Source organism: Nocardia higoensis NBRC 100133 (assembly GCF_000308595.1).
In the GTDB taxonomy this organism is placed as follows: Bacteria; Actinomycetota; Actinomycetes; order Mycobacteriales; family Mycobacteriaceae; genus Nocardia; species Nocardia higoensis.
Map to the genome: position 1 here is coordinate 77,749 of NZ_BAGA01000111.1, position 11,947 is coordinate 89,695.

The following is an 11,947-nucleotide window of genomic DNA, read 5'->3' on the forward strand; positions in this document are numbered from 1 at the left end:
CACCCGGCGTCCGATTCGTTCAAGACCGGGCACCGGCGCCCTGCCTACGGTGAAGCCATGACCCCGCAACTGGACGTCCTCGGCATCATCACCTCCGACATGGCCGCCTCGCTGGCCTTCTACCGCAGGCTCGGGCTCGAGTTCCCCGACCGCGCCGAGGAGCAACCCCATGTCGAAGCCACTCTGCCCGGAGGGCTGCGGATCACCTTCGACACCGAGGCGACCATCCGCTCCTTCCATCCCGAGTGGCGCCCGCCCACCGGAGGCGGCCGGATCGGCCTGGCGTTCCGCTGCGCCGATGCGGCCGAGGTGGATGCGGTGTACGCCGGGCTCGTCGCGGCGGGGTATACCGGCGAGCTGAAGCCATGGAATGCGTTCTGGGGGCAGCGCTATGCCACCGTCGCCGACCCGGACGGCAACGGCGTCGATCTCTACGCGCCGCTGGACTGAGCTTCTGCGCACCGCCGGCCCGCCGCTGAACCGAGCCGGCAGCGCACGGCGACCCTGCCGCGACGCACCGCGCGCTTCTTTGCCCGACACGCCTGGTCCGCACGCGCCGTGGGCCTGCCTCTACGCACCGCTGGGCCGAGCGCCGTCGCGTGGCCGAACCGGAGGCGACCCACCGATCAGCAGGCCGGGCGGGCTGCCCGCCAGCTGGGTCACCTCACGGGTGAAATGCGCCTGGTCGGCGTAGCCCGCGTGCGCGGCGGCGAGAGCGAGCGGCATCCCGGCACGGGCCGCGGCCAGCGCGCGGCGCATGCGCAGGATGCGCGCCAGCGTCTTGGGGCCGTAGCCGAACGCGGCCAGCGATCGCCGGTGCAGTGCCCGGGCGCCGATGCCGGCGGCCTCGGCCGTGGCGGCGACCGACGCCCCCGATGCCAACGTCGCGACCACCAGGCGTGGCAGGGGGTCGAGTGCGCCGAGTTCGGCGGCACGGCGCAGTGCGACGGCCTCCAGAGCGGCGGCCGGATCGTGCGCGGCGTTCACCTCCGCGGTGAGCGCACGCACCCTCGCGGCGGGCCAGAGGTCCGCGAGTTCGATTCGCCGGTCGCGCAGTTCGTGAGCGGGCACGCCGAGCAGTTGCGGTGCGCTGCCCGGGTGGAACCGCACGCCGGCGAACCGTGTGCCCGGCGGCGCTTCCGGATGGTGCGGGCCGGTGTCGGGCCCGGCCACCAGCAGGGTGCCCGCCCGCCACAGCAGGTCGATCGAGCCGTCGGGCAGCACCGGAGCGCAGTCGCCGGACACCACGGTCCGGGTCCAGACGACCGCCCCGTCGAGCCGGGACGGCCGTTCCCGGTATCCGCCCACACCGTCGGCCACGTCACGACCCTAGACCAGACCTCCGACATCGTCACCGGCCTGCGCGCGGCGCACGCGGGCGAGGATCCGGTGTCAGAATCGAGCGGGTGGCAGAAGAACTGGAGTACGCAGACATCGAGGCAGCCGCCGACCGGATCACCGGGCTCGTCCGCCCGATCACGGTCGCCCGCGCCGATCCCACGGATACGCAGTGGCTGGCACTCGAACTACTGCAGCACACCGGCTCGTTCAAGGCCCGCGGTGCGGCGAATTTCGTTGAGGCGCATCATCTCTCCGGGACCATGCCCGCGGCGGGGGTGACCATCGCCTCGGGCGGGAATGCCGGCCTGGCCTGCGCGTGGGCAGCGGCGCGAGTGGGTGTGCCCGCCACGGTATTCCTGCCGGCCACCGCGCCTGCCGTCAAGGTGGAGCGCCTGCACAGTTACGGCGCGCAGGTGCGGTTGGAAGGCTCGGAGTACTCGCAGGCGCTCGCCGCGAGCCGGGCGTTCGCCGCCGAGGCGGGAGCGCTCGAATCGCACGCCTACGACCACCCGCTGATCGCCGCGGGCGCGGGAACGCTGCTGACCGAGATCCACCGGGAGTTGCCCGACCTCGACACCGTGGTGGTCGCGGCCGGGGGCGGCGGGCTGTTCGCCGGAGTCGCCACGGCGGCCGCGCGACACGGAATCCGTACGGTGGCTGTCGAACCGGTGCGTTGCCGCGCCTTGAACGCCGCACTCGAGGCAGGACATCCGGTCGATGTCGAGATCGATTCGATCGCCGCCGACTCGCTCGGCGCACGCCGGGCCACCGCAATGGCGCTGCGGGCGGCGCGGCTCAGCGACACCGTCTCGGTGCTGGTCACCGATTCCCAGATCGTCGCCACCCGGCGCGCGCTGTGGGAGGAGCGGCGGCTCGCGGTCGAACACGCCGCCGCCACCGCACTGGCCGCGCTCCGGTCGGGTGCCTACCGCCCGGCCGCGGGCGAGCGGGTCTGTGTCGTGTTGTGCGGGGCCAATACCGACCCCGCCGACCTCATCCCATGACGGCGTTCATGATGGTGCCCGCGCTGGTGGCGACGGTCCCGCCGAGCATCGCCCCGGCCACCATCTTCGGCGACTGCAGCGCGCCGCCGGTCCACTTCTCCCAGGCGAAGCGGCCACCGGCGAAGGTGATCGCGCTGACCCCGGACAGCAGTGTGAACCAGGTGAAATAGCGGGTCATTTCGAGAATCTTGTCCGCCATCGGAGGCGCCTCCGGGGTCGGATTACCGACCTGGGCGAGAACCGTGCCGTAGATGTCGTGCGCCGCAGAGAGAACCGTGCTCACAGCCGTACCCCTCTTCGAAAGTCAGCGTGCTCGAATACATACGGGATGAAACCTGTGTCGCCGAGTACCACCGGCCGCGGCCGGCCCGCTGCTCGAACGCCGGGCCGGAAGATCGGAAGCGATCGATCACGCGAACCGCCGTCGAGCATGCTACTAGCAAACCCTCGGATATTTCTCGAACCACGGCGAATCCGTGCCGGAGGAGAGCATTTCGTGACCTGTTCTCAGGGGACTCTCATGCTCGACCGGGCCGCTGTCTCAGAATCGTGGTGTTGACTCTTCGACGGCTGCCCCGCTCGGCCTCCTCGTCACCGGGCGGTAGGCAGCGCCAACTTCCCGCCTCGCGAGCCGGACGGCCCGATCACGGCGAGACCGGCTGCGGCTCCCGCTCCCGCTCGGTGGCCCGCGGCGGCACGGCCGGGGCGTGGGTGGCGCGCCGCGAGGCGAGCACGAACAGCACGACCAGCAGCACACTCAGCCACACGTAGGTGTTGCCGACGAGATGCTGCGTTCCCGTCCACTCCGATTCCCGGTCCTCACCGTTGGGCAACCAGTTCTGCGGCCCGTAGACGAACACCGCGGCTGTCACCGCCGCGACCGCGCAGGGTGCGATCGCCCGCCGCCACGGCATGCGTACCGCGTAGGCGACGACCGCGAACAGCGCGGGCGCGATCCACACCCAGTGATGCGACCAGGAGATCGGCGACACCAGGAGGGTGAACACGGCATTGATGGCCAGCGCCAGCGCGGGCAGATCAGCTGCCCGGCGCATGGCCACGATCACCAGCGCGAGCACCAGCGCACCCACCGCGAGCCAGATCAGCGTGAACGCGGGCTCGGGCACCTTCAGGCGCGCCAGCACGGCCTGGATGGACTGATTGGTGTGGAAGGCCGAGCCGCTGAGCCCGTCGACGTTCATACCGCCGAACCAGTAGGTCATCGAGGCGCTGGGCAGGATCGCGAAGCTCAGCGCGGTCGCCACGGCGCCGGTGATCGCCGCGGTGATCGCGGCCTTGTAGTCCTTGCGGATCAGGAAGTAGAGCACGAACGCGGCCGGGGTCAGCTTGACCGCGGCCGCGATGCCGACCAGGATGCCGCGCCGCCACTTCGGCTTCTCGGTCAGGCAGTCGGCGGCCACCAGCGCCATCAGCAGCAGGTTCACCTGGCCGAAATCCAGGGTGGAATGGGTCGGTTCGAGCAGCATCGCCAGCGGCACCGCACAGGCGGTGGCGAACAGGGCGGTGCGCCGCTGTTCTTCCCCCGGCCAGACTCGGCGCGCCACCAGGTACAGCGTGAGCGCCAGCGCCGCCACCGAGGTGAGGAAGAAGGCGAAGGCGGCGATGTCCCAGGGCAGCAGCGCGAAGGGCGCGAGCACCAGCGCCGCGAAGGGCGGATAGATGAACGGCAGGCCGATGCCTATCGTCGTCTGCGGTAGCTGGCCGTACATGTCGCCACCGTCGCGCAGGGCATCGACCCCGAGCCGATAGACCTGCAAGTCGATGAAGCCGCCGGTGATCTCCTCGAACGGCCACAGCGGCTTGGTCAGGCACACGGTGGAGAACACGACGAGCAGCAACGGCGCCAGCCATGCCGCAGCCCCCAGGCGGCGGTCCGACGGCCTGGGCGCACTCTCGCGAACAGAACTACTCATCCGCGCCGACTATACGGACCTGTTCGGCTCGCATCGGCAGCAGTCGCCAGATCCGCGCTGCTCAGGCGGTTGCCCCCGGATAACGGGTGGATTCGGTGAAGTCGCCCGCCGCGTGAGCGCCGCGGCGGTACGGTCACAGCGCCCGGCATCGACGTGGCGGCCGCCGAGTATCTGATCGCCGAACACGACACCGTCGGCGTCGGGGTGGACACCCTGGGCATCGACCACGGCCGCGCCGTCGACTACGCCACGCACACCGCCGTGCCGGGCGCGGGCCGCTACGGGAGGGGAGATGCTCGCCGGGCTCGGCACCGTGCCGCCCGCCGGCGCGACCGTCGTGGTGGGCGCGCCCGAACACGTCGGCGGCACCGGCGGGCCGTGCCGGGTGCTCGCACTGCTCTGATCGCGTCCGCGCCCGGGCTGATCCTGCTCGTCCGGTCGGTGCGGGGGCGGGCGGTTGCTCAGCCGGGCCGCCCGATCGAGAGGCGGTGGCGGAACACTCCGCGCGGATCCCAGGTCTGCTTGATGCGCAGCAGTTCCGGGTAGTTGTCGCCGTAATAGAAGCGGTGCCAAGGCATTCCGGAGCGGTTCCATTGCGGGTCGGCCATGTCCGGGTCGGGGTAGTTGATGTAACAGCCGCCGTTGTTCACATCCGGCACGGGGACCCCGCCGGTGTCGGCGTAGAGGTCGGCGAAGGTCTGCCTGGTCCAGTTCAGGTGCCTGTCGTCGTCCAGCGGCAACTGCCAGGCGGAGTGGATGAGCATCTGCAGGAACGAATCCCGCGCGGGCATGGCGGTGGCGTCGGGGGCGAGCGCGTTGACAGCCCCGCCCAGCGGCAGGAACTCCACTTCGGTGTCGCCGACAGCGGCGAGGTCGACCAGATGCCGGTAGAGGGTGCGCAGTTGGTCGTCGGAGTAGGCGCGGCGCAGGAAGGCGGCCTTCACCTTCACCCGTCGCATCGACGGCGCTTTCGGGTAATAGACCTGGCCGAGGGTGTCGGCGTAGGACAGGCTGGCCGGCGGCTGCACCGTGGGCGTCGCGCCGACGCCGTCCAGGAGCGCGGCCATGAACTCGTCGTGGACAGCTCGCGCTTCGGGCGATCCGGCTGCGGTCCCGCCGCCCGAGGATCCGGCATCCGAGGAGCCCGCGGCGGGGGCTCCGGTGGCCGGGGAGTCGTCGGCGACCAGGATCAGCATCTGCGCGTACGCGGTTCCGGTGGTGCGGAAGCTCATCGGCGCGTACAGACCGTCGAAGCGATTGCCCGGCGCGCTGTGCCGCTCGAAGAAACGCAGGTAGTTGCCGAGGAACCGCACGAAATCGGCTTCGCCGAGCACCGGGAGGGTCAGCCGGGTGGACAGTATCGAGGCGGGCGGGGCGGGCAGCGCGCCGCGCGGATCGGCGCCGTCGGAACCGCGGGACCGGAACAGGAATCGGGTCACCACACCGAAATTGCCGCCGCCACCGCCGGTGTGCGCCCACCACAGGTCGCGATGCGGGCCGTCGGCGGTGGCGACGACCGCGTTCGCCCTGCCCTCGGCATCGACGGTGACCACTTCCACGCCGTGCAGGTGATCGGCGACCAGACCGTGCCGCCGCGACAGCGGGCCGTAGCCGCCGCCCGGGACGTGCCCGCCGAGGCCGACGCCCAGGCAGATCCCGGACGGCAGGGTGACCCCCCAGCCTTCGCGCAGCGCGCGATAGGCCGATTCCAGGTCGTTGCCCGCGCCGACCGAGAAGGCGCGGTGGGTCTCGTCCCAGTGCACATCGGTCAGGCCGCCGAGGTCGATGATGGCGCGGGTGTCGGCGCTGTCGACGAAGTCGTCGAAGCAGTGTCCGCCCGAGCGGACCGCGGGCCGGGTGTCGTCGGCGACCGCCCGCGCGAGCGCCTCACACACCTCGTCGGTGTCCGCGGGCAGGAAGATTCGGGAGGGCCGGGCGGTGAAGCGGCGGTTGTAGCCGCGCGAGGTGAGCGCGAGATAGCGGGGGTCGCCCGGCTCGACGACCGGCACGGCCGCGCCCGCCTGCGGCGCACCCAGCATCGCCGCGGCGCCGCCTGCCGCGGCCGCCACCATGAAACCCCTGCGTGTCACCGGCATTCGTGATCCCCTCGGTCGTTTCGTAGGTCCGCCCGACCACGCTAACCCGCAGGTCGTCCCGGGCCGCACCGGAGACGGCGCGTCGGGCTATCGAGTGATCCGCGCCGTAGGAGATGCACGAGCGCTCCGCGCCGGGTAGCTTTCGTTTCGATCAGGTGACCTGATCGGGATTCGGAGTGGTGAGCAGTGCGGTCTGACGGAGTGCCGCGACAGGTTCCGGCACGAATGCGGACCGTGTCGCGGCGTGTTCGCTATGCGAACCTGTCGCGAATAGTGAGCGCTGCTGTGGAAGCCGACCCCGACAGCGTTCTGGTCACCCTCGGAGTCAGCCGCCGCGAACTCGACAAGCGGTCGACACGATGGGCGCGCATCCTGCTCGCGCGCGGGATCGGGGCCCGCGATCTGGTGGTCCTCGCCGTCTCGTCACCCGTGGACGCGGTGACGGCGATGTGGGCGGTGGCCAAGGTAGGGGCGGCGTTCGGTCCCTGCGACCCGCAACTCCTGTCCCGCGCCCGCCTCGGCATCACCACCGCCCGCGATCTCGCCCACGAACCCGCGGGTTCGATCACCTGGCTGCTCATGGACGATCCACGCCTGCGGACCGAAGCCGAACAGCATCTCGGAGAGCCGATCGTGCAGGCCGAGCGGGTGCGTCCGGTGGGCCCCGGCGATCCGGCCTGGCTGTGCACCCGCGGCGGGCCCGAGGGCGTCGAGATCGTCACCGTACGCCAGGACGAGGTCGCGCACGCGCTGCCGCCCTACGACGCGCTCCCGGCCGAACTCGATCTGTTCGCGCCGGTCGAGCAGCAGGAGGGTGCGGCGACCCGGCTGGTGCGACTGTTGTTGTCCTCCTGGCATTTCCGCCCCTCGCCTGCCCCCGAACCCGCGCCACCGCAAACCCTGGCCGACCTGTTCGACGCCGTGGCCTCGCGTTGTCCCGACGAGATCGCCGTCAGCGCCCACGACGGCCGATGGACCTACGCCGAACTCGACGAACGCGCGAATCGCCTGGCGCGCAGGCTGATCGCCCACGGTGTCGGCCCGGAGACGATCACCGCCGTCCTGTTGCCGCGCGGCCTGGATCTCGTGGTGGCCCTGCTGGCGGTCGTCAAGGCGGGCGGTGCGTATCTGCCGATCGACCCGGCCTACCCCGCCGAACGCATCGTCTATCTGCTCGACGACGCCAGGCCGGTGTGCGCGCTCACCGATGTGGCGGCGGACGTGCCGATCAATCTGCCGATCGTCACGGTGGACGACGAGAAGGCCCTGTCGAGCGAGCCGATCACCGACGAGGAACGCCGTGCCCCGCTGCACCCCGACCACCTCGCCTACGTCATCTACACCAGCGGTTCCACCGGCCGCCCCAAGGGCGTGCAGATCCCGCACCGCAACGTCCTCGCCCTGTTCGACAGCACCCGCGCCCTGTTCGACTTCGACCACACCGATGTGTGGACGATGTTCCACTCGTATGCCTTCGACTTCTCGGTGTGGGAACTCTGGGGCGCGCTGCTGCACGGCGGCCGTGTCCACCTCGTCGACCTCGACATCGCCCGCTCCCCCGCCCGGTTCCGCGCTCTGCTCAGCGCCGAACGGGTCACCGTGCTCAACCAGACCCCCTCGGCGTTCCACCAGTTGTGCGCCGCCGACCGCGACAGCGACGAACCGCTCTCGTTGCGTCACATCGTCTTCGGCGGCGAGGCCTTGGACCCGCGCAGCCTCACCGACTGGTTCGACCGCCACGGCGACGACTCCCCGCGCCTGGTGAACATGTACGGCACCACCGAGACCACCGTGCACGCCACCTACCAGGAACTGACCGGCAACGGCCCGGGCGGCATCGGCACCGGACTACCGGGCCTGCGCGTGCTCGTCCTCGACCAGCGCCTGCATCCGGTCCCCTTCGGCGTCACCGGCGAGATCTATCTCGCCGGTGTCCAGGTCGCCCGCGGCTACCACCACCGCCCCGACCTCACCGCGACCCGCTTCGTCGCCGACCCACTGGGCGGGGGCACCCGCCTCTACCGCACCGGCGATCTGGGGGCATGGGGTCGCGACGGCACACTGCGCTACCTCGGCCGCGCCGACGACCAGGTGCAGGTGCGCGGCTTCCGGGTGGAACTCGGCGAAGTGGAGACCGCCGTGCTGGCCGCGCCCGGCGTGCGGCACGCCGCCGTGCTGGCTCGCGAGGACGTCGGCGGCACCCGGCAACTGGTCGCCTATGTCACCGGCACCGACGATCACGCCGCGGTCCGCGACGCCGTCGCGAAGACCCTGCCGCACTACATGGTTCCGTCACTCGTGGTCACCCTCGACACACTGCCGCTGACCGCCCACGGCAAACTCGACCGCGCCGCACTGCCCGCCCCCGAGGTCACGACCGCCTATCGCGCGCCGCGCGACAAGGTGGAACATGCCGTCGCCGCCGCCTTCGCCGAGGTGCTCGGCCTGCCCCGGATCGGCGTGGACGACGACTTCTTCGCCCTCGGCGGCACGTCGCTGCGCATGTTCGGCCTGCAACGCGCCCTCGCCACCCGCCTCGACGCCGAAGTCCCGGTCACGACCCTGCTCGAAGCCGGCACCGTCGCCGAACTCGCCCGCCGCCTCCGCGAGAATCCGGCGCCGGCCCGCATCGAAGGCCCGCTCGCCGACACCGCCCTCGATCCCGACATCACCCCCGCCGGCCTGCCCACCCATCGCGGCCCCGCCACCGACGTCCTGCTCACCGGCGCCACCGGTTTCCTCGGCGCCTATCTGCTGCGCGAACTGCTCGACCGCACCACCGCCCGCGTCTGGTGCCTGGTGCGCGCCGCCGGCGCCGAACACGGCATGGCTCGCATCCACGCCACGCTGGAGAACTACCGACTCTGGGAACCCGGCTTCGCGACCAGGATCGTCGCGGTACCCGGCGATCTCGCCGCCCCCGATCTCGGCCTGTCCGCTCCCGACCGTGCGCGCCTGGCCGAGCAGATCCACGTGATCTATCACAACGGCGCCCGCGTCAACCATCTCGAGCCGTATGCCAGGCTGCGCCAGGCCAATGTCGAGGGCACCAGGGAAATCCTGCGCCTGGCCACCACCGCACACGCCAAGCCGGTCCACTTCGTCTCCACCACCGGCACCGTCGTCGCGGCGGGCGAGTCCACCCCCGTCACCGAGGACGTCGCCCGCGCGGCAGCCGATCTCGTCGACAGCGGCTACATCATCAGCAAGTGGACCGCCGAACAACTGCTGTTCCAGGCCCGCGACCGCGGCCTGCCCGTGCGCGTCTACCGCCCCGGATTGATCTCCGGCGACCTGCAATTCGGCGCCCACAACCCCGACGACAGCTTCTGGAACATGATCCGCGCCGCCGCCCTCCTCGGCGCCGCCCCCGACGTGGCCGACGCCACCGTCTCCCTCGCCCCCGTCACCTACGTCGCCCGCGCCCTCGTCGAGATCTCCCTGCGCGCCCCCCGCGCCACCGCGTTCCACCTCGTCAACCGCAGGCCCGTCCCGGTAGCCGAGGTCCTCGACGCCCTGCGCCGCAACGGCTTCGACATCACCACCGCCGACCCCGCCGAGCTCAGTGCCCTGCTCCACCGCGAAGCCCATCGCCGCGACGCCGCGGGCGACGACACCCTCGTCCGCGCCGCCCTCCTCAGCACCGGCTACACCGACGGCATCGCCACCCTCGACTTCGACGACACCAACACCCGAGCCACCCTCCGCGGCACCGGCATCGACTGCCCCACCCTCACCCCCGCCGACCTCGACACCTACATCCGGGCCTTCCGCACCACCGGCTTCCTGCCCGCCCCCTCCCGGCCGACGCTGTCCGGCTAGCGAACCAGCCGAACGACCGCTACGGCGCGGATCCCGGGCAATTGGAACCGTGGCGGTCTCCGGTGCGTCAGATATCGTGACGTCCGTCTGCCGACCCTCAGGGAGGGAACACATGCGCATCGTTCGCGCTGCCATCGCCGCAACAGCCGCTCTCGCGCTCGCCGGGTGTGGCGGCGGTACGGAGGGCACCGCCACGCCTGCCACGCAATCACAGACGATGGACGATTTGCTCGATCCCTGCACCGATGTGCCCGACGAATGGCTGGTCGAGACCGGGCTCGACCCGTCGACCGAACGCAACATCGTCAATCCGAGTGAGATCTCATCGTGGCGGGTCTGTGGATGGAACGCTGACGGCGGACCGTACCGGACGGATCTGATGTCCAGCAGCAAGACCCTCGAACAGACGCGTGCGAACAAGACCATCGTCATCCTGGGGGATACGTCCGTTGGCGGCCGTCCGGCGCTGATCAACCGCAACGCCTCCGATACCGCTGGTGAGAACTGCTACGTCAACTTTTCTGCGGCGCAGGGCATGTTCTCCGTCGTGGTCCGCTGGCTCGGCGACACGCCACCCCAGGATCTGTGCGCACTCGCGGTGGAACACGCGACCGACCTAGAACGGCACTTGCCGAAGTAGCCGAACACCACCGGAGGGATACGTTCTCATGGCGGACACACAAGAGCAGTTGAAGACGTGGCAGACCTTCAAACAGCAGGGCATAGACGGGGAATTCAAGCTCGACAGAGACATCGGGAGTGCGCTAGCCGGCCGGTGTGACGCGCTTTTGCGCGAACTGCGCCAAATCAAGGGTGACGCAGATGGCCTCCAGTATCTCTCGGGGTACGGCGGTCTTCCGTCAGCCCAGCAGTTGCAGCAGAAGTTCCAGAAGAAGGCCGTAGGCGGTGCCGATCACGATCCCAACGACAACGCCATTTTCCGGATACAGCAGCACATCGAGATCGTCGAGACGATGCGCGACGCCTACCTCGCCGCGATCGGCGAACTACAGAACGTCGACCAGAGCAACAGCCAGCAGATGAACGCACAGACCGATCAGGCAGGCTGACTCGCCCCTACGCGAGACGCTCGAAAACTCCCCCGCGGCGGCCGATTCGCGACATCGATGAGTTCAGCCCGACGAGAAACCTTTCCGGAATTAACTATTCCCGCGCGATATTCAACAATAGATAATTATATTTCACCCCTTTCATAATGGCCATTTCGGCCACCAGGGCATGAGAACGGGCTATATTTCACATATCTGCTTTTACGGTTCGACATCCCGTCGCACCGTTGCCCGACATTTCCTGGAGATAGCCATGAGATCCTCATCCCTGCTTCGCGCCGCCGTTCTTGCCCCGGTCGCCGTCGCCACGGTGTTCTGCACGGTCACGCCGGCGAATGCCGCCACCGTCAGCGTGAACTGGAGCTGCCGCGGCACGATCCTCGGCATCGGCCAGACCTCGAGCATGAGCACATCGGTAACCGGCACCGCGCCGAGCTCGGCGGCGTCGGGTTCCGCGGTGGCCATCACCCTCACGCCGGGCGTCTCGTCAGTGCCCAGTTCGGCTTCCGGCTTCACCGTGAACAACATCAGCAACCTGAAGATGACGTTCCCGACTCCCGCGAATTCGACGCTGGTCTCGGCTACCGCATCCGGGGGTACCGTGCCGGGCACCGTCTCCACGTCGGGCGGGAATGTCGTTCTGACCGTGCCGGGTCCGATCGCCGGCGGCACCAGCTTCA

General features: G+C 70.1%; 10 protein-coding genes. 5 read left to right on the forward strand and 5 right to left on the reverse strand.

Annotation, left to right across the window (positions count from 1 at the left end):
- Window positions 1–57: 57 nt before the first annotated feature.
- The gene (locus ON26_RS20385) at window positions 58–450 is read left to right on the forward strand and encodes a VOC family protein (protein ID WP_040797794.1); all 393 of its coding nucleotides are present in this window, start codon (window positions 58–60) and stop codon (window positions 448–450) included.
- Between the two features lie 120 nt (window positions 451–570).
- Here the strand turns inward: ON26_RS20385 and ON26_RS20390 are convergent, their stop codons facing one another.
- Entirely contained in the window at window positions 571–1,320 is a 750-nt protein-coding gene (locus tag ON26_RS20390) for a helix-turn-helix domain-containing protein (RefSeq protein ID WP_040797795.1), read from the reverse strand.
- An 86-nt stretch (window positions 1,321–1,406) separates the two neighbouring features.
- Between ON26_RS20390 and ON26_RS20395 the strand changes: the two genes are divergently transcribed.
- The gene (locus ON26_RS20395; protein ID WP_040797796.1) at window positions 1,407–2,345 is read left to right on the forward strand and encodes a serine/threonine dehydratase; all 939 of its coding nucleotides are present in this window, start codon (window positions 1,407–1,409) and stop codon (window positions 2,343–2,345) included.
- Here the strand turns inward: ON26_RS20395 and ON26_RS20400 are convergent.
- The 3 genes from ON26_RS20400 to ON26_RS20415 form a co-directional block, all read right to left on the reverse strand.
- On the reverse strand, window positions 2,335–2,628 hold the full coding sequence (locus ON26_RS20400) for a hypothetical protein (RefSeq protein ID WP_040797797.1): 294 nt from the start codon (window positions 2,626–2,628) through the stop codon (window positions 2,335–2,337). The genes ON26_RS20395 and ON26_RS20400 overlap by 11 nt on opposite strands.
- Before the next feature lie 361 nt (window positions 2,629–2,989).
- Window positions 2,990–4,279: a glycosyltransferase 87 family protein gene (locus tag ON26_RS20405; protein ID WP_083884238.1), complete on the reverse strand. Its 1,290-nt coding sequence runs from the start codon at window positions 4,277–4,279 to the stop codon at window positions 2,990–2,992.
- A gap of 461 nt (window positions 4,280–4,740) precedes the next feature.
- Window positions 4,741–6,375, reverse strand: coding sequence for an FAD-binding oxidoreductase (locus ON26_RS20415; RefSeq protein ID WP_157171960.1), 1,635 nt, complete (start codon window positions 6,373–6,375; stop codon window positions 4,741–4,743).
- A 273-nt stretch (window positions 6,376–6,648) separates the two neighbouring features.
- Here ON26_RS20415 and ON26_RS20420 point away from each other — a divergent pair, with 273 nt between their 5' ends.
- The 3 genes from ON26_RS20420 (at window position 6,649) to ON26_RS20430 (ending at window position 11,267) form a co-directional block, all read left to right on the forward strand.
- Window positions 6,649–10,197 carry an amino acid adenylation domain-containing protein gene (locus ON26_RS20420; protein ID WP_245545925.1) on the forward strand — a complete coding sequence of 1,183 codons (3,549 nt, stop codon included), beginning with the start codon at window positions 6,649–6,651 and terminating at the stop codon, window positions 10,195–10,197.
- Window positions 10,198–10,309: 112 nt separating this feature from the next.
- A complete protein-coding gene (locus ON26_RS20425; protein WP_083884240.1) occupies window positions 10,310–10,837 on the forward strand; it encodes a DUF3558 domain-containing protein in 528 nt (175 codons plus the stop codon).
- Window positions 10,838–10,865: 28 nt separating this feature from the next.
- On the forward strand, window positions 10,866–11,267 hold the full coding sequence (locus ON26_RS20430; RefSeq protein ID WP_040797799.1) for a hypothetical protein: 402 nt from the start codon (window positions 10,866–10,868) through the stop codon (window positions 11,265–11,267).
- A gap of 201 nt (window positions 11,268–11,468) precedes the next feature.
- Here the strand turns inward: ON26_RS20430 and ON26_RS20435 are convergent.
- On the reverse strand, window positions 11,469–11,947 hold a 479-nt coding region (locus tag ON26_RS20435), incomplete at its 5' end, for a hypothetical protein (protein ID WP_157171961.1).